The sequence below is a fragment of the Microcoleus sp. CZ3-B2 genome (assembly GCF_036705055.1).
Taxonomy (GTDB): Bacteria; Cyanobacteriota; Cyanobacteriia; order Cyanobacteriales; family Microcoleaceae; genus Microcoleus.
In genome coordinates, this window is the sequence record NZ_JAUBTN010000053.1 from 1 (window position 1) to 18,194 (window position 18,194).

Here is an 18,194-nt window from a genome sequence, read left to right on the forward strand (position 1 = left end):
ACTAATGACTAATGACTAATGACTAATGACTAATGACTAATGACTAATGACTAATGACTAATGACTAATGACTTCTTAAGCAATAGCATCCGCACCGACAAGTGTCTCGAATTGCGCTAATAGCGTTCCATCAGCATTGTTTGCAACTCCAAAAATTTTAGGTAACTGACCTGTTTCAACGAGAACTTGTCTCACTTCTCCGTTAGATATATCAGCTAGATTTTTGTTATTTAGAATAGCATTAATGGCAGCGATACCGACACCTTGACCAACTACGGCGTTGAATTCAACAATTCTGCCGACAGAACAGGCAAACCCTTCAAATCCAGAGCACGGACTGACAACTGCCAGGTTAGGAATGTTTTTCATTAATGCGTGGCGGATGCCAATATTGAAGGTAGGCTGTTTAAAACTCAGACTTTTTAACCACCCTAAACTGTTGGCTTTTTCCCCCATACCGGGGATGCCTCCGCGTACATCAAAATGATAGCTAAATGTTGCCAGTGCTTGATTAGCCGGTACGCCACCTAACAGCATTTGTGCGCCCGTTAAAGGTTCTACAACTCCTGTCACATTGCCTGCGTGTCTGATATACAGTTCTGAGGCAGAAGTAACAGAAGTAGCCCCCAAACTCCTCAGCCAAGTTGCTACGAATAACATCTCTTTTTGCATATTAGCCGTCGGTTTGCTACCGCTTTTAGCTAAGGCTTCTGCTTCGCTGCTGGTGACTGCAAATAATAGCGCGTTCCACGAAAGTCTGCTATTGGGAAGTATTGCGATATTTCCCTCGTCTAAAATTACGCCGGTTTCAGGAAAAGATAGCTTTGTTCCTCTAAAGGAGTGGTAAGCTACAGACAGCGCGGGCGATCGCACGTCGATGTAATCGTTGCCCGCCCACAGAGTTTTGAGATTTCCTCTACTGTCGAGCATTTCCTGTCGGAGTTCTTCTGCTAGTTTGACATCCTTGCCTGCAGCGTACAGCAAAAATTTTTGACTCTCAGAATCGGCGAGGTTTGTGAAGCGTTTTAGATAAATGTAATCGAGTTCTTTGAGTCTTCTTGTACTGAGTCCTTGGGTTTCAAAAACGAGGGTGACTGGAAGTTCGGAGTTTGGCAGACCAAAGGTTTCAAATCCCTTTAGCTTTTTCGCGCCGGCAGCTTGAGCTAATTCGCCATTGACAGTGGCATCAATAAATTGCTTTCCTGCATAAACTATGCCTTTAGATGTGGTTATGCTGGCAATTCTTTGGCGTTGTTTATTGACTGATTGAATTTCTACTTTGCTGAGGAGATCGACGCCTGCTTGTGACAGCATTTCTTGCAGTGCTGCGCTGGCTTTGCGGGGATCAAGCGCGATCGCACTGACACCGGATTTTTGCAGAAACTCTTGATAGATTGTCGCCGGTGAACCAAAGGTATCTAACTTTAAAGATTGTCGCAGTTCTTGAGCTAGCTGACATCTATCTAAATAAGCAAGGCCGCCTCTGACTAAATGCCCGCCAATTCCTTCTTGCAAGTTTGCTTTAGACATCAGCAAAACCCGCGGATAACGCTTTGTCCGGCGGCGGTATTCTCGGGCTGCTGAGATAACGGCTAGAACTCCCGGAACTTCATCCCCAAAGCCGATGACATCGTAAAAACGCAGATCCATGACCATTATTTAATAACCTCTCCTGATTTTCATTGTTTTGAGCTGTTTTTCAAGGTTTGCTATCAAACTATCTGTCTGTTCCAAATAAGTCCGCATCTTTCCTAATTTTTTTGATAAATATTCATACATTCCCGGACGCGGAAACCGGGTTTTTCGAGAAAATTATCGGTTGAGGGCGATCGGATCGGGCGTGGAAAAATCAGATGGGCGAGCGCCCGCAGAGTACCTCTGTGTCGCACTCTTGACTGCAATCAGCTTATATTATCAGGATCTATCCCCAACTCTCGCAATCGTTCAGCTAGTCGATCGGCGCGCTGCGATTCCTGTTGTGCGCGCTGCGATTCCTGTTGTGCGCGTTGCGCCGATTCTTTCACCTGTTCTTCTGGAGTAAAATAACGTTTTCCATCAGCATCGTACCAATACAACCACTCCCTTGTCACCCCAGAATAATTGCCCCTTTCACAGCCAATTCCCAAACCGATCTCTGGCATCCAAACTATATTTCCCGGCTGTAATTCATACTTGCCCTTGACTAACTTATGCACTTCTAAACGGGGTTTGCGGCGGCGGCGAGAAGAATAAATGACATAGTAAAGTATGCCTAAACTTTGATATTCTTCCAATTTGGCGGTATATTCGTTTCGATAAGTTGGGGAAACAACTTCGAGGACAAAAGTTGGCATCACTTTTTCCTCCCACACCGCGTAACTGGGACGCAATTCTTCGTCATAAAACCGTTGCACCCCTAAACTCAAGAAAGCATCTGGCACAATCGGAGGTTTTTCCGGGTGATGGTAAAGACCCATATCTATACCAAAAAACCAGTCCATGCGTTCTGCCCAAAGTATGAGCAATATTGCTTTTAGCAATCCTGGGATTAATTCTTGCAGTTCGTTATCCACTGGTGTTTCATCTGAGTCTGGTAGTTCGTCGGCTGAGGGCCAGTGCGTCGGGAAATTGTAATTTAACATGGCGGCTTTCCTCAAAACTTACTTAAGATTATAGCGTTTAGTTGTTTAGCTATAATTTTGTATTTTGTAAAGATTTTAACGAACCGCGAAGACGCAAAGGACGCGAAGGAAGATAGATTAAGTTGTGTTCGCTGGCAGTTTTATTGTTTGTCATTACGAGGAACGAAGCAATCCTAAGTCTTGGCGATTGCTTCGTTCTTTGCAATGACACTTGAAGCTGTCGGACACAATCTAAGCTAGTTAATATGAAATAATTTTGGTAAAGTATTCGGCTGAGAGTTGCGCGATCGACTATACTAAGCTAATCATTCGGTTCTAATGGGGAGCAGCCATTAGAGGAAACGGGGAAAGTTCGGTGTAAGTCCGGCGCTGTCCCGCAACTGTAAGGAAAGCCATGTCGCTTTCTGAGTCAGGATGCCCGCCGATGTGTTTGTTTACATAGTCTCATCTGCGAGGTTCAGCGTGAAGGCCAGAAATCGGAAATTAGTCAGCCTGGGATTGATGGCTGGCTTGAGTTGTTATATTGTCCTCGGTTCGGCAACGCCCGCCGCAGCTATGCACATTTCGGAAGGTTTTTTGCCGGTGCAATGGGCGGCGTTTTGGTGGATAGTGGCGTTACCTTTTTTTCTAGTTGGTTTGCGATCGATCGCCCGCATTACCAAAGAACACCCGGAACTTAAACTGTTGTTAGCTTTGGCGGGTGCGTTTACTTTTGTGCTTTCTGCTCTAAAAATTCCTTCGGTAACGGGTAGTTGTTCTCACCCGACGGGTACTGGTTTGGGGGCGATTTTATTCGGCCCTTCGGTGATGGCTGTACTCGGCGCTTTAGTGCTGCTTTTTCAAGCAGTTTTGTTGGCCCACGGCGGCTTGACAACCCTGGGAGCCAATATGTTTTCGATGGCAATTGTTGGCCCTTTTGCTGCGTATTTTGTCTATCATTTGCTGTTGCGAACTGGTAGTCAGCGGGCGGCAATTTTTTGTGCTGCGGCTTTGGCGGATTTGCTGACTTATGTGGTGACTTCGATTCAATTAGCATTGGCTTTTCCCGCAGCCAGCGGTGGTTTTGTAGCTTCGTTTCTCAAGTTTGCTAGCATTTTTGCTATTACTCAAGTTCCTCTGGCTATTAGTGAGGGATTGCTGACTGTATTGGTTTGGAATTGGCTGCATTCCTACGGGAAGCCGGAGTTGGAAACTTTGAAGTTATTGAGACAGGAGTCCTAAGTCATGAGTCAGAAAAATACAAGAAATCACCAATCTACTGCGCGAGAAAATTGGATTTTGGTTGGTGCTGTGGTTGCTCTTGCTGTTCTTCCTCTAGTATTTGTTCGAGGTGAATACGGCGGGGCTGATGGGGAAGCCCAAAAGGCAATTACGGAAATTCAACCGGGCTATGAACCTTGGTTCAATCACTTCTTTAAACCTGCTAGTGGCGAAATTGAAAGTTTGCTGTTTGCGTCTCAAGCGGCGATGGGGGCTGGCGTAATTGGCTACGTGATTGGGTTATATAAAGGCCGATCGCAATCTCGGCAAAATTCCGATCGCAAAACCTTGGAATGAACCATCAGATTGATAGTCTGGCTTATACAAATAGCTTGCGCGGTTTGCCGCCATCTCACAAACTATCATTTGCGATCGCCCTTTTAATCCTGTCTCTAGTTTCCCATGTAGCGGTGCAGTTGTCGATCGCCCTCTGGTTGACAATCTGGATCGTGGTTTATGCGGGAATTCCGGCGAAACTCTATCTGCGGTTGCTGTCGGTACCGCTGGTGTTTTTGCTGACGAGTTTGCCTGCTTTGGCGATGGGTGCCGTTGCTGGCGATCGAATCCCGGAAATTCAGTGGGATATTTGGCAAGGTTGGGGAATTAGCACCGGCACTTTTTATCTCTATGCGAGCCGCACTGGAATATACCAAGTGAGCTTGCTGTTTGCCCGCGCCTTCGCATCCACAAGCTGTATGTACTTCATCCTGTTGACAGTACCATTTACCGAAATTTTGCAGATTCTGAGACAATTACGCTGTCCAGAATTGGTCACAGAACTGCTATTACTAATGTACCGCTTTATTTTTAGCTTATTGGCGATCGCCGACGAACTTTGGACAGCCCAAAACTCCCGCTGTGGCTACCGCACTTGGAAGCGGGGAATGCACAGCTTAGGCATTTTAATCGGGCAATTGCTGCTGCGAACTTTAGAAAACTACCGTCAAGTTTCCCTGACTTTAGCCTCGCGCGGCTTCAACGGAGAACTTCGCGTTTGGAACTCCTACCCTTACAAACCCTCGCGCAGATATACATTTGAAGCCGTGTTTGGCTGTACAGTTTTAACTTTGTTAAGTGTAGTATTTCAAAGTTGAGAAGAAATTAGGAAATGAGGACACGGCACTGCCGTCTCCTCTATATTATTCCGGTGCAACCGGAATTGATATGAATTCCCTGCCCGACTGAAGATATGACTTTTATGAACATAATTAATGATTTTTATGAATTGACTCCCCAAGAAACCTGTTGAATAATTGTACTCAACACTTATCTTGTGGAAATCCTATGATAAATAAACGCATCCTCAAAAGAATAGTTTTTTCATTACTAGCATCATTAACCCTACTGTTAGTCACAGTCACTCATACAACAGCCCAACAGCTACCGTTTTACTGGGATAACATCAATGTTGCGATCGACGTTCAGACAAACGGAGATATGTTAGTTACTGAAACGCAAAAATATGTATTCACAGCAGCCTACAACAATGAACGATATCGTTATATTCCTTTAGATAAAGTCGATGCAATTAAAGATGTGACAGTTGCCGAAAATAATCGCATAATTCCTAGTAGCACTGGAACAGAAAATAATCAACTTTGGATTCGTTGGCAACATGAATTAAAAGCGCCAGAATCACATACTTTTGTCATCAAATATCGTGTAGTAGGTGGATTGCAGTTAGATGGTGAGAATACTCTAGTTTATTGGAAAGCTATTGCAGCAGGTCGCAAAGCACCGATTAATACTGGAAAAGTTACGGTAAATTTACCAGATGCTTTGTCAGGGAAAGTTCTCTCGTTTACGAATTTCGGTGCAGCAGCGGTTCCCCGTCAAGTAGATCCTAAAACTTTTGAGTTCATGGCAAGTCAGGCTATTCCACCGGAACAAGAATTAGAAGTGCAGATTGCATTTCCGCAGGCGGTTTTGAATATACCTCAACCTGGTTGGCAACAAACTGGCAACCAATCTCAATCTTCTTCGGGAGGAGGAAACCCTTTCGTAGACTTCTTTCTAATGATTTTCTTATTCATAGCAATGATGACATCGCCGATATGGATAGGTGTGCTTTACTTAATTTTAGTAATGATTTACGTCTATTTTATAACATTCTGTTTTAGATGTAAAAAATTCACGCTAGACACTAATAGACAAGTAATCTCTACAGCTACCCCAAGGAATAAAGGGAAGGATAAAGTTATCCGTCACTGTGAAAATTGCGGTTATCACCATGAAAAAATAGTTGTGACGACTTACGTAGATCCGAGTAGTGGCGGCGGTGGCGGTGGTGGCGGTGGTGGCGGTGGTGGCGGTGGCGGTGGTGGCGGTGGCGGTGGCGGTGGCGGTGGCGGTGGCGGTTAATATCAACGGAACTTACGCATTACAACCAAAGAAACCGGGTTTTTACTGAATCTGTTGACTGTAGCGAAGTATTGTCGCAAAAAACCCGGTTTCTGACTATTTTTATGGACTGCTCATGATTATTTTAGGGTAGGGAAACGGCATTGCCATATCCGAATTTGCTTTGTTTTGAGATAAACCGATCGCACTCCCTACCATATCCTATTCCCAATAGGACCTTTATAAACTCAATTTATCGTTACCAGGCTCTGCCTGGGAATGCGTATAGCTGGGCGATCGAGTTTTCTTAACTTCTATTTTTGTGGAAGTTTTGCTAGCAAATTTGTATGAAGATATTCACTTTGATGTTATACCTAATCCGGCTTAAATACCTAGACGGATTAGGCTTGTCTAAGAGCGGTTTTAACCGCCCACTCTTATTAATCTATCGCCCGTGAATTCCTCGCCCTGACTAACAAACCGTGTTTCGGAGCAAAAATCATCGCCAACACAAACAGCAGCGTTTGTAAAACAACAATACATCCGCCCGTCGCCCCATCTATGTGATAGCTGATATAAGTTCCCATGACGCTAGAAAATACCCCACTCGCCATCGCAATTAGCATCATATGGTCAAAATTATCGCTCAATAAATAGGCGGTGGCTCCCGGAGTAACCAACATTGCCACTACTAAAATAATCCCGACTGTTTGCAATCCTGCAACTGCGGTGAGCGATAGCAAAGATAGCAGCACGTAATAGAGAAACGTGATATTTAAACCGATCGATCGCGCGTGAGTCGAATCAAAACAAAACAAAATTAAATCTTTGCGTAAAACTGCCAGCATCACTAAGCTGATGACACTAATAATTACAGTTTGAACAATATCCGAATCGGAAATTCCTAAGACATTACCAAATAAGATATGCGTCAAGTCGATCGAACTTCTGACTTTAGAAACTAACACCAAACCAAGGGCAAAAAATCCAGTAAACACTAAACCGATTACCGTATCTTCTTTGATGCGAGTTTTCGCTTTGATAAAGCCGATCGCAATTACGGATCCCACACCAAACACAAACGCCCCCACCGCCAAAGGAATATTCAGCACATAAGCAATCACCACCCCCGGCATCACCGCATGGGAAACCGCGTCACCCATCAATGCCCATCCTTTTAAAGTCATGTAGCACGAAAGCGCCGAACAAACAAGCCCGACCAAAGCACTGATTAAAATTGCTTTTAGCATAAACTCATGCTGCAACGGCGCGGCAAACCACTGAATTAAATCCATTATTTTTTCTCCAAATCGACTTGAGTTAACTGAGATCGGACACCACAATCAATAATCCTATAGGGGCGGGTTCGCGATCGGGCATTAAACCTGCAAACCCACCAAAAAATCCTTTGTTGACATTGCTGCAATATCTCAGGTTGACCGACTTTTGGCAGACGAAAAATCGCCAACGGAACCGCCAAAAGTTAGCGAAAGATTTTCCTCTGTAAACACATCAGAGGTATTGCCATAGGCGAGAATGCTGCGATTAATTAACACTACTTGGTCGCAAAAGGTAGTAATAGACCCTAAATCATGGGTAGAAACGAGAATTGTATGTCCTGTTTGACGCAGTTCCATCAACAAATCAATCATCATTTTCTCAGTTTTGATATCGACTCCGGCAAAGGGTTCATCCAGTAGCAAAACCGTTGCCTGTTGCGCCAGAGCCCGCGCAAAAAAGGTGCGTTTCTTTTGTCCGCCGGATAACTCTCCGATTTGCCGATCGCGCATCGGCCACATTTCCACCCTTTCCAAGCTTTCTCGCACCACTTGTTTGTCCATCGATCCAGGAATCCGCAACAGATTCATGTACCCATAGCGCCCCATCATCACCACATCGCGAACATTCACCGGAAAATTCCAATCTACCTCTTCCGACTGAGGCACATAGGCAACCAAATTGCGTTTTTGCACTTGACGAATCGGCAACCCATTAATTAAAATGCGTCCGGTATTTGGCTTCACAAACCCCATAATCGCCTTGAACATCGTCGATTTTCCCGCGCCATTCATCCCAACCAAACCGCAAATCGTCCCCGCTTTGAGTTGCAGCGAGGCGCTGTGCAAGGCGACTTTGCCGTGATAGGCAACTGTCACATTCTCAAGATTGATGCCGATTTCATTCATCTTTTTTATTTTCCTTAAGTAACTTTACTTGATTAAACGTAAGATACAGATGGCTAAAAAGCTTGCTGTATGAGAATTCTTCCGTCTTCCTTCTTCCATCGGACTGATGACGTTGGACGGAAAGCTCGGGGGGACAGCATTAATAACTAATGACTAATGACTAATGACTAATGACTAATGACTTCTTCCTTAATTTCCCTGTAACCCTTTTATCAAAGTATTGACATTGTATTCAAGTAACTTAAGATAGGTTGATGCTGGGCCATCCGCTGGAGAGAGAGAATCGACATAAAACACGCCAGCAAATTTTGCGCCTGTTTCCTTGGCTACCTGAAGCTGTCCTTCATTGCTGACGGTACTCTCACAGAATACAGCAGGTATTTGATTTGCTTTGACTGTATTAATCACCCGTTCGACTTGTTTCGGTGTGGATTGCTGTTCGGCGTTGACAGGCCAAATATAAACTTCTTTCAAACCGTAATCGTTAGCAATGTAAGAAAAAGCGCCTTCACAACTTACTATGTAGCGTTTGTCCGGGGGAATGGCAGAAATCGCTTGTTTGAGTTTTTCGTCGATCGCCCGAATTTGTTCACTGTATTTTGCCGCATTTGCGTCATAGGTTGCAGCATTAGCAGGATCGATACTTCCTAAAGCCTTACGAATATTATCAACATAAATCAAAGCATTTTTGGGTGACATCCAAGCATGGGGATTTGGTTTACCTTGATAGGAATCTTCTGAAATATTAACTGGTTGGACTCCCTCGCTCAAAGTAATGTGAGGAACCTTGGGAAAACTGTTATAAAATCGAGTTGCCCAGCGTTCTAAACTCAAGCCATTGTCTAAAATCACATCGGCTTTTTGCCCTCGTGTTAAGTCACTGGGGGTGACTTCGTAGCCGTGAATTTCTGCCCCTGGCTTGGTAATAGATTCAACAGTTGCCTTGTCACCGGCGACGTTCTGAGCCATGTCTGCCAGCACTGTGAAGGTAGTGAGAATGACTTTTTTGTCTTTTCGGGTCAAATCGGTGGCGGTTGGGTCTGAAGCTGGATTTTGGTTGGTTTGAGGCTGGGTCGTCTGAGTGTTGCACCCGCTGAGACAAACTGCCAGCAACAGCCCGAATCCTAGGAGATGATGTTTTTTCCTAGGGGGAGATTCTGGGAGGGGGAGAGGGAAATTTAGGGTAATTTGACGGCTTTTCCGCATATCTTCAAAATGCCAAGTGAAATTCGCTGAAGTTTGCCACAGACGGTACGATCGCCCGCCGCTATTTTTCATAATTGTTTCATTTTTGACTTTACCACAAAATCACAAATAATGAAAGGATTATGAAAAATGAATGAATGCGGGCCCGTGCAGCATCAGTCTTGTGTCAAAGAGCTCTAATAGTGCTATTATCTCGCCAGATAGAGCGGCTGTGATGGCGAAGGGCGATCGAACGTTTGGGGGAAAGTTGGGTGAAAATCCGGCGCTGTCGGCCGAGTGTAATGGGACGATCGTAGGCTAGTTAGATTGAGATTTTTTTGACCGCAGATATCAGCAGATAAACACAGATGAACGCTGATGGATTTTTGAGATTTTGATGTCAATTTGTTGCAAAAGTTTGCTTTTTTGGCAGTTCAGTGTTATGAACAGGTATGCAAGGGCTGGGAAGAATTTTAACCCTCCCGGAAATCCTTAAATTAATCTAACTTTCTCAATGTCGAAGCAAAAATCAATCTCTATTTCTAAAGTGACTCGCTACCAAAATGCGGCGCTGAATTACTATTTGGGGTTGACGGATTCGCCGTATCTTCATTACGGTTATTGGAAATCTCTACCTGTGCCGGCTGAGGATCTCACTATCGGGCGGCTGCGTTTTGCTCAGCAAGCTTACACAGATAAACTTTTGGATTTTATTCCTAAAGAAATTAAGACTGTGTTGGATGTTGGGTGCGGGATTGGCGGAAATGCGGCTTATTTGCTCGATCGCGCTTTTGCAGTGGAAGGGCTAGCACCAGATCCGTTCCAACAACAGCGCTTTCTTAAGTGTACAGGCGATCGGGCAGTTTTTCACCTCACTAAATTTGAAGATTTTCAAGCCACCCATTCCTACGATTTGGTTCTCTTAAGCGAAAGCAGCCAATATATGTCTGCTGTCGATATAGCCAAAGGTGCGGCGGCTGTACTCAATCCTGGAGGCTATCTGCTGCTGGCGGATATGATGCGCTCTAATCCTAATTATACAGAAGGAATGTTTTCTAATTGTCATGTTGTCAAAGAACTTAATGCTGCTTTGTTGCAAGCTGGGTTCACGTTAGTAAAAACTGAGGATATTTCGACTCATATTTTACCGACTATTGATTTGTATGTCGATAGTTTTCGCAGGTACGGACTCAACACAATGATCTATGTTGCGGATTTGATTTCGATTGCGGTTCCGCCCATCCACAAATTCCTGCGCTGGATATTTCGCCGCTGGTTTAAGAAATTGGTGGTTGAAGGCTTGGAGGCGAGTAAACTTTTTGAAGAGCATCTTTGTTATGAAATTCAACTTTGGAAGTTGACAGTTGATAGTTGACAGTTGACAGTTGTTAGTTGTTAGTTGTTAGTTGTTAGTTGATAGTTGACAGTTGACAGTTGTTAGTTGTTAGTTGTTAGTTGTTAGTTGTTAGTTGTTAGTTGTTAGCAGCAACCAATAACTAATGACTGATGACTGGCCTTCGACTTCGCTCAGGCTAAAATGACTGATGACTATAGCAATCCTAAATGATTCACAAAATTTGTAGATAGTGCCAAGAATGCCTACCCTGGATGGGGGAAACCGAGCGGGGCATTCTCCCTACAATAAATTATACCAATAATCTGAGGATTGCTATAATAAAAGATAACAAATAACAGATAACAAATAACAACTAACAACTAACAACTAACAACTAACAAATAACAAATAACAAATAACAAATAACAAATAACAACTAACAAATAACAAATAACAAATGACTAATTTCTCACTCCCAATTCTCGAATTCGATCGCACTTTCTACTCCTATCCCTGCGGTTCGCGAGTAGCAATTCAGGACTTAAGCCTCAAAGTCCCCGCCGGGAAGCGCTGCGGGCTGATCGGTCAAAATGGCTGCGGCAAAACCACCTTTTTCTTGTTAGCAAATGGTTTGTACCAACCGCAACAGGGAATCATTCGCTGGGAAGGTGAACCCTTTCGCTACGATCGCAAATCTCTCACGCAACTGCGCCAACAAATCGGACTCGTGTTTCAAAATCCCGAACACCAATTAGTAGCTTCTACGGTAGAAGAAGATATCTCCTACGGGTTGTACAATTTGGGTTTGGCAGAACCGGATATTGCGAGAATGGTGCAAGAGGCGATCGACCAATTCGATCTAAACGAACTCGCCCGCGAACCAATTCACAACCTCAGCTTAGGACAAAAAAAGCGCGTTTCCATCGCCGATATCATGGTTCTCAAGCCCAAACTGCTGCTGCTAGATGAACCTACGGCCTATCTCGATCCGCGTCACACGCGACAACTGGTCGGTTTACTCCAACAAATTCACGCAGCCGGAACCACTATCCTTTTAGCAAGTCACGACCTCGATTTCATCTACCGCTGGGCTGATTGGGTGTTTGTGATGGATCGCGGAAAATTGATTCTAGAAGGAACACCGGAAACTGTTTTTGCTCAGCGGGATGTCTTGGAACAGTTGCAGCTTGGCGTACCACTGGCGATCGAGCTGATGGAGCAAATAAGGGCGATATTTGAGAAAGATAGTAGCTCACAAATCCCCGCTTTCGAGGAATTGCAACAACAAATTTTAGACACGCGGCGACGGCTTTAAAAATTAAGCAGTTGTGTCATCAGTATGGACTGATCATCCCGTGCATACCGGAATTGATCTTATGCCCCTTTTGATGACGTTACAGACTGTACAATTGGCTGGGAGGGGGAATGTTGAATCAGTCGCATCAATAGGCGCAACCCTTCATTAACTGCGCCAGAATCTGGAAAAATTGTTGCAACATCAGGATCTAGTTGGACTGTTAGGGTGGATTGTTTGCGTCCTTGACCGCGGGCTACAACAGAGAGTTGAGTAAAGTCATATTCGGGGCGCAAATCATCATCCATTTCAGAGGTCTGACTCATAAGCTTTACGTTCTTTGCGGGTAACGGGACGAGCGCTGATTAGGCGCGTGATGCCTGCACGGTCAGTGTAAGCGACAACTAACAATCGTCCTTTGGCTGATTCTCCCATGATAATGAAACGTTGCTCTTGAAAGGAGTGTTCTGGATCACCAAAGGTTAAAAATAACGGATCGTCAAACACAGAAGTGGCTTCATCGAAAGAAACACTATGCTTGGCAAGGTTGCTTCTGGCTTTTTCCTCGTCCCAATCAAACAACATGGGTTCAATTTACAACGTCTGCTTTTTCAGATTATACCAGCATATGTGTCGTCCGACTGCATAAACTACGCCATGCTTCAGCCTTACTGACCAAACGGGGAGAGCGCACTATGCCCGAAAGGCGATTAACTGCGTCTTCCAAAACTCAAAGAATAACAAAATCCCGATCGCCCTGCCGGTGAGAAAAAGTGACAGGCTTTTGTAAAGGTTTGTAAATTGGTAAATTGTTGAGCTAGGGGAAAGAGCGATCGCACTTGCAACCTTCATTTCCTGTTATTTGGTGAGGAGATGAAGAAGTGACGAGGTGCGATCGCTACTCTAATAACTAGCAGTTTGGCTTACCACTAACTTCTCGGCGGTCGGTGTGCATGGGCATTGTTAGGCCGCGATGACTAATGCTGCAAGAACTCATAAACACGGCGCATTCTTAGGAATCGAACAATAGATTAGGACGATTTGTATTCGGGAATGCCCCCAATAGCAATGGCGACCACTGTTGCCAGAGCTAGCTAAGAAAAGCCATCTATAGGCGATTTCATTAATCGCTTAATAGTTTTAGAATTTTCCCAATCCGTACCTAGCGAACCATCAACATCAAGTGGATCTCCCGGATTATGCTTATTCCAGAGGCTTTGGAAGGCTTTAATTCCTAAACTGCGAAGATCGGTCCCTCCCGCAACAAAATCATAATGAGGAGGATCGACAGGTCCAAAATGTCTCCATCCTTGATCTTCGAGGAAAGGTTTCCAAGTCAAGGGTTCATTTATGTCTAACGCTAGGCCACTTTCATGGTTGCTGGTTCCGGGTCGAGCAACAGGATTAGGATTGCACCCACCGAGATGCTTCAGGCGGAACAGTAGGAACTGTTGGGCAAAAGTTCGATACCCAGAATTAATGCTAAGTGTTATGCCGCGCTTATCGATCGCTGCTTTCAATTTTGCTTTAGCGGTAGGTCCCCCTACAAAAGGAACTGCCGCCGCCGCCCTACTGAGAGACACATTGAGATCGTCAATTCTTATGAGTTTACCGGGAGCAACTACATCGAACTCCGCCAGAATCTGATCATTGAGACCCTTAATGATTGGGGTAGAGGGACAAAGACGAAGATTAATTTCTTTGAACAATACCATGATATTTACTCACAAAAAATAATGATTTTGGTTTTTTAGAACTTACTCAGGATCTCGTTCAATCTTTAGCAAGCCCAAAGATTCTAAGACGAAAACACCTGCTACACCATCAGGTGCAAATCCCTGACTGTCTTCAAAATCGATCACTGCTTGTTCGACTTCTTGACCAAAAAGACCATCAATTTGTCCACTATAAAAGTCAAGTTCTTGTAACTTCTGTTGTAGCTTTTCTACATCTGTACCCGTACAGCCTACGTATAAGTTAGGCATCAATTCATTCATTGAATTTGACATGGTTTTGTTCCTCAATTTGATATACCTATACAGTATTAATTCCACCCGGCAAACTTCTGAAACCAACCTGCTCGATCTAATACGTCTTTACCGTAATCACCTCCTGCCGTGACCGAATCAACATCAATTCCTCGATCGAGAGCACGTAAAACGGCTCCAAGTCCGGCATTATAGCTGGCGAGAGTTGCCTTCAGTAGCTGCCTTCCAGTCAACCCTTCACGTTTTTGAACAGCCCTATTATCAGCGAGAAGATCGCAACCATAACGAATATTGGCTCTCGGGTCTTTCCAGTTACCAGTTCTAGCGAAATCATGAGCACCATCATCAATTTGCATCAGCCCACGACCATGCCCAGCATCCCCTGTACCTGCTGCTCCTGGTGGGCTAAGAATTATCCCCCAAAGGGATTCACGCGATCCCACACCGCCAATTACCGAAGGTTGAATGTCAAAGTCTTCAGCCGCTTCCATGATTAAGGTTTCATAACCACGGCTTCTAATCTCATCAAGTTGAGAGATAATTTCACCTTTGGCATAAGATGTTGTGAAAACAAGTCCATCAGGCATCGTAAGTACGTCATAGTAGACATTTGCAGTTTCCTTGCCAATCACACCTCTTAAACTACCGTGATTACCCCCTGGTAGATGAATGTCCTTAAAGCGGATTACACCTTCATTAGATAGATCCAGTCGCTTTTTTTCAGCAAGGTCAAGAAATTTGAAGAGTGTATCTGCATCAAGCAAGTCTGAGGAGCCACTAATTTTCAAAAAGTCTTTCTTGAGCTTGCTAAAGCGTTCTATAGGCAAGTTAGTCATGATTGCAAGCGCATTTCTTTGTTCTTCACTTAGCCCATCACCGATTCCTTCAATTCGTATTGACATACATTTTCCTCAATTTTGAGACTACTGATTCATATTCACTAGAAGCATTTATTTTACATAGCCTTACAGCCGTGCTTTAACGGCTTGTCGAAGGTCTTTTAGCCGAGCTTCTCCCATGCCTGGACAAATTGTATCGACTCGATCGCGGTGTCCAATAATACGGGGAAGACTCTTAGGGGAAGGTTCTCTATCCTTATCAATTGGTGTAGAGACTAAAGTCGTTGGATCAGTAATCCCAATTTTTTTACATAGCTGGGTACACAATGCAACGGTAGAGTCAAATTGCTCATCTGTGATATTGCTTCCCGACAGATGGAAAGACCCTTCCATTGCAATTCCAAAACCATCATTAAATACATCATGTGCACCTTTTTTGCTGTTGGGACGGCCTTCATAGATACGACCACTAGGCATGATCACATAATGATAGCCAATGTCACTAAAGTTTTGGGGAGACTTCATTTCTGATGCTTGAATATCTCTCATTCTTTGTTCTTCAGTGGCTTGACTCGCTGTAACAAACAAAGTTGGAAAGACAGTATGATGTATGGTGATACGTTTCGGACTAGGAAGATCAGCTAAGGAATTGTTCGGTGGTTTTGCTCCCCAAACCCTTCGAGAAATGATTTTTATCTCGCCGCTTTCCAGACGAAGCGTAATTTCTGCGCGATCCTGATCCGACGCAATGACCTCAATCTTGCGATCGCCTGTTTGATTAAAAATCAAGGTAATTTCCCATTTACCTCCTTGGACGCGAGGACGTGCCACTTCAAATTTGTCATCAACTAAGATTAACAACTCATCTCCGTCGTCTACGTTAGTAGTAGTTCCCTTTAAAACAAAGGGTTCGGATGTGTTGGCTTTTGGGGGAAACTCAGTAATTCTTACAGACATAATAAACTCCTGTGAACTTATAGCAGGTCGAACAGTTGATGTTTAAAATCAGCCCTACTCTCAACTCATAAAGATGTTTGAAGGTAAAGAAAGTATGCTTTCTTATAAATTAGAGCTTGAGTAACCGATTTCAATCTAAGTTAATCATGATTTCAGAACTATGGGTCACAAGTTACGCCCAAACAGATGCTCAAGCGGTCTAACTTATAATTGCGTCGCAGATGCAGTAAAAGACTCTTCCTAGTCGGTTTATTCCGCACACCAGCGGTTTATTGAACAGTCTTAACAACTTGTTCTCTGACGTAACTTAAAGAATAAACTACCCCGATCGCCCTGCCGGTGAGAAAAAGTGACAAGCTTTTGTACGGCTGAAATCATCAGTTTTGAATAGCCGGAACACCTTCTGATCTGCCTTAACTCAAAGAATAAACCCCCCCGATCGCCCTGCCGGTGAGAAAAAGTGACATGGTTTTGTAAACTTACGTAAATTCCTCGATCGATAATCGATTTTAGATTTGAGATTGTGGAATTAACCTCCTCCCAAATCCGGCTTAAATATCCCTCTTACTTCTTAGTCCGCATTGGCGGACTTTGTTTGTGTAAACCTGGTTTCAACCGCCGAATATAAAAGGGACTACGTTGCGGTTAATTAAGTAAATTTGTTTTCTATCCTGAAAAGCAACCCCCACTCAGAATAATCGGTAAATCTACTGAATTAATCAATCAAAATAACAACTATGACAGCAGAAGAAGCGATCGCCCTAATCGACCATCTGTTACACGCGAACAACCAGCAAAAACTCACTGACTTTCAATCCTGCGTCTTTCTGGGAACTTGGGAAGGACATTCTTATCAAGAAATAGCCGATCGCTTAGCCCATCGCTTACTTTATTACGAACACGATTATATCAAACACGTCGGTTCGCATTTGTGGCGAAATCTCTCTCAAATCATCGGCGAAAAAGTCTCAAAGCAAAATCTGCAAGCAGTCTTGCGCCGCTACCAGCATGGCCGCGCATCAGATAACTGCATCCAAGACTGGGGAGAAGCGATCGATGTTTCCGAATTTTACAATCGGCAACAGGAACTCGAAACATTAGAAACTTGGATTAGCGGCAATTCTACTCGTCTGATCGGTATTTTTGGACTTGGCGGTATCGGCAAAACTTCTCTGTCTGTAAAACTCGCTCAGCAAATTCAATCTCAGTTTGAATTCGCGATTTGGCGGAGTTTGCAGCAAGCACCAACCTTAGATGTTATCCTCAGCAATATTTTGCCGATTTTAACTAATTCAGAACACACAAACAATCACTCTATTGATGCTCTCATGGAACAGTTGCGGCAAAAACGCTGTTTGTTAATTTTCGACAATTTGGAGTCGATTTTGCAAGGTGGAAATCGCAGCGGACAATATCAACAAGGCTATGAAGATTACCGACAGTTGTTGGCGCGCATTGCTGACGAACCCCACCGAAGTTGTCTGATTTTAACCGGAAGAGAACAACCGGGCGGGTTTGCTGTGCGATCGGGCGAAAATTTACCCGTGCGATCGCTCAAACTCTTCGGAGTTTCACCGCCAGTATGCCAGCAAATCCTCGCGGCTAAAGGATTAAAGGCAACGCTATTGCAGTGTCAAGATATTGTCAACTACTTTGGCGGCAATCCCCTCGCCCTCAAACTTGCTGCAACAACTATTAAAACACTTTTTGGCGGTGATATTCACGCATTTTTAGTGCAAGGAAATACTGTTTTTAGCGATTTGTGGGATTTGCTCGATCGCCAGTTCGATCGCTTGTCTCCCCTGCAACAAAAAATTATGTACTGGATCGCCATTAATCAAGAAGGAGCGACCCCTGCAAAGTTAAAAACGGAAATTTTGCCCAAAGTTTCGGGAAGGCACCTGATGGAAGCATTGGAGGCGCTAGCTGAACGATCGCTCATCGAAGATCGGCGATCGCTCAATGATACCGCATCAACAAGTTTAATGCTACAACCGGCGATCGTCGAGTATGTCAGAGAATGCTTGCTCCAAACTGCTGAGCAATAAACGATCGCAAACAAACTTACAGCATATTCCAGGTTTATGGAGTGTAGGGACACGGCAATGCCGTGTCCCTACGGGAATCGAACGATAGGCGGGTGTACTTCATAAACATAGAATCTGCTGTAACTTTACGAAAATACTGC

General features: G+C 44.1%; 20 protein-coding genes and 1 riboswitch. Of the genes, 8 read left to right on the forward strand and 12 right to left on the reverse strand.

What is annotated here, in order from left to right:
- Positions 1–75: 75 nt before the first annotated feature.
- Positions 76–1,650 carry an FAD-dependent oxidoreductase gene (locus QUA97_RS20805; protein ID WP_228050336.1) on the reverse strand — a complete coding sequence of 525 codons (1,575 nt, stop codon included), beginning with the start codon at positions 1,648–1,650 and terminating at the stop codon, positions 76–78.
- A 251-nt stretch (positions 1,651–1,901) separates the two neighbouring features.
- The gene (locus tag QUA97_RS20810; protein WP_194070791.1) at positions 1,902–2,621 is read right to left on the reverse strand and encodes a Uma2 family endonuclease; all 720 of its coding nucleotides are present in this window, start codon (positions 2,619–2,621) and stop codon (positions 1,902–1,904) included.
- Positions 2,622–2,914: 293 nt separating this feature from the next.
- Positions 2,915–3,061, forward strand: a riboswitch (cobalamin riboswitch).
- A 61-nt stretch (positions 3,062–3,122) separates the two neighbouring features.
- Between QUA97_RS20810 and QUA97_RS20815 the strand changes: the two genes are divergently transcribed.
- From QUA97_RS20815 to QUA97_RS20830, 4 genes are all read left to right on the forward strand, one after another.
- Positions 3,123–3,842, forward strand: coding sequence for an energy-coupling factor ABC transporter permease (locus tag QUA97_RS20815; RefSeq protein WP_194070795.1), 720 nt, complete (start codon positions 3,123–3,125; stop codon positions 3,840–3,842).
- Positions 3,843–3,845: 3 nt separating this feature from the next.
- Positions 3,846–4,178 carry an energy-coupling factor ABC transporter substrate-binding protein gene (locus QUA97_RS20820; protein WP_333195784.1) on the forward strand — a complete coding sequence of 111 codons (333 nt, stop codon included), beginning with the start codon at positions 3,846–3,848 and terminating at the stop codon, positions 4,176–4,178.
- Positions 4,175–4,975: a cobalt ECF transporter T component CbiQ gene (gene cbiQ, locus QUA97_RS20825; RefSeq protein ID WP_194070793.1), complete on the forward strand. Its 801-nt coding sequence runs from the start codon at positions 4,175–4,177 to the stop codon at positions 4,973–4,975. The genes QUA97_RS20820 and cbiQ overlap by 4 nt, the downstream gene beginning before the upstream one ends.
- A gap of 190 nt (positions 4,976–5,165) precedes the next feature.
- The gene (locus QUA97_RS20830; RefSeq protein ID WP_333195786.1) at positions 5,166–6,242 is read left to right on the forward strand and encodes a DUF2207 domain-containing protein; all 1,077 of its coding nucleotides are present in this window, start codon (positions 5,166–5,168) and stop codon (positions 6,240–6,242) included.
- Between the two features lie 419 nt (positions 6,243–6,661).
- On the opposite strand, the gene QUA97_RS20835 is transcribed toward QUA97_RS20830, so the two are convergent.
- From QUA97_RS20835 to QUA97_RS20845, 3 genes are all read right to left on the reverse strand, one after another.
- The gene (locus QUA97_RS20835; protein ID WP_333195788.1) at positions 6,662–7,516 is read right to left on the reverse strand and encodes a metal ABC transporter permease; all 855 of its coding nucleotides are present in this window, start codon (positions 7,514–7,516) and stop codon (positions 6,662–6,664) included.
- Between the two features lie 135 nt (positions 7,517–7,651).
- The gene (locus tag QUA97_RS20840; RefSeq protein WP_333195790.1) at positions 7,652–8,407 is read right to left on the reverse strand and encodes a metal ABC transporter ATP-binding protein; all 756 of its coding nucleotides are present in this window, start codon (positions 8,405–8,407) and stop codon (positions 7,652–7,654) included.
- A 189-nt stretch (positions 8,408–8,596) separates the two neighbouring features.
- Complete coding sequence (locus QUA97_RS20845; RefSeq protein WP_333195792.1) at positions 8,597–9,685, reverse strand: metal ABC transporter substrate-binding protein; 1,089 nt, start codon at positions 9,683–9,685, stop codon at positions 8,597–8,599.
- Between the two features lie 91 nt (positions 9,686–9,776).
- Here QUA97_RS20845 and QUA97_RS20850 point away from each other — a divergent pair, with 91 nt between their 5' ends.
- From QUA97_RS20850 to QUA97_RS20860, 3 genes are all read left to right on the forward strand, one after another.
- Positions 9,777–9,914, forward strand: coding sequence for a hypothetical protein (locus QUA97_RS20850; protein WP_333195794.1), 138 nt, complete (start codon positions 9,777–9,779; stop codon positions 9,912–9,914).
- Between the two features lie 192 nt (positions 9,915–10,106).
- Positions 10,107–10,967, forward strand: coding sequence for a class I SAM-dependent methyltransferase (locus QUA97_RS20855; protein WP_333195796.1), 861 nt, complete (start codon positions 10,107–10,109; stop codon positions 10,965–10,967).
- Between the two features lie 418 nt (positions 10,968–11,385).
- Positions 11,386–12,243: an energy-coupling factor ABC transporter ATP-binding protein gene (locus tag QUA97_RS20860; protein WP_333195798.1), complete on the forward strand. Its 858-nt coding sequence runs from the start codon at positions 11,386–11,388 to the stop codon at positions 12,241–12,243.
- A gap of 59 nt (positions 12,244–12,302) precedes the next feature.
- Here QUA97_RS20860 and QUA97_RS20865 read toward each other — a convergent pair whose 3' ends face one another.
- The 7 genes from QUA97_RS20865 to QUA97_RS20895 all read right to left on the reverse strand — a co-directional run bounded on the left by QUA97_RS20865 (position 12,303) and on the right by QUA97_RS20895 (position 16,006).
- Positions 12,303–12,548, reverse strand: a complete 246-nt coding sequence (locus QUA97_RS20865; protein ID WP_194067455.1) for a hypothetical protein — start codon at positions 12,546–12,548, stop codon at positions 12,303–12,305.
- Entirely contained in the window at positions 12,532–12,807 is a 276-nt protein-coding gene (locus QUA97_RS20870) for a BrnT family toxin (RefSeq protein WP_194067456.1), read from the reverse strand. Before QUA97_RS20870 ends, QUA97_RS20865 begins: the two co-directional genes overlap by 17 nt.
- Before the next feature lie 108 nt (positions 12,808–12,915).
- Positions 12,916–13,074 (reverse strand): hypothetical protein, encoded by a 159-nt coding sequence (locus QUA97_RS20875; RefSeq protein ID WP_194067457.1) that lies wholly within the window; start codon positions 13,072–13,074, stop codon positions 12,916–12,918.
- Between the two features lie 242 nt (positions 13,075–13,316).
- Positions 13,317–13,937, reverse strand: coding sequence for a M15 family metallopeptidase (locus QUA97_RS20880; RefSeq protein ID WP_194067458.1), 621 nt, complete (start codon positions 13,935–13,937; stop codon positions 13,317–13,319).
- Between the two features lie 42 nt (positions 13,938–13,979).
- Entirely contained in the window at positions 13,980–14,231 is a 252-nt protein-coding gene (locus QUA97_RS20885) for a peptidoglycan-binding domain-containing protein (protein WP_194067459.1), read from the reverse strand.
- A gap of 35 nt (positions 14,232–14,266) precedes the next feature.
- Positions 14,267–15,112, reverse strand: coding sequence for a transglycosylase SLT domain-containing protein (locus QUA97_RS20890; RefSeq protein WP_194067460.1), 846 nt, complete (start codon positions 15,110–15,112; stop codon positions 14,267–14,269).
- Between the two features lie 63 nt (positions 15,113–15,175).
- On the reverse strand, positions 15,176–16,006 hold the full coding sequence (locus QUA97_RS20895) for a peptidoglycan recognition protein family protein (RefSeq protein ID WP_194067461.1): 831 nt from the start codon (positions 16,004–16,006) through the stop codon (positions 15,176–15,178).
- 737 nt (positions 16,007–16,743) lie between these two features.
- On the opposite strand from QUA97_RS20895, the gene QUA97_RS20900 reads away from it, so the two are divergent.
- Positions 16,744–18,054, forward strand: coding sequence for an NB-ARC domain-containing protein (locus tag QUA97_RS20900; protein WP_194067462.1), 1,311 nt, complete (start codon positions 16,744–16,746; stop codon positions 18,052–18,054).
- Positions 18,055–18,194 lie beyond the last annotated feature (140 nt).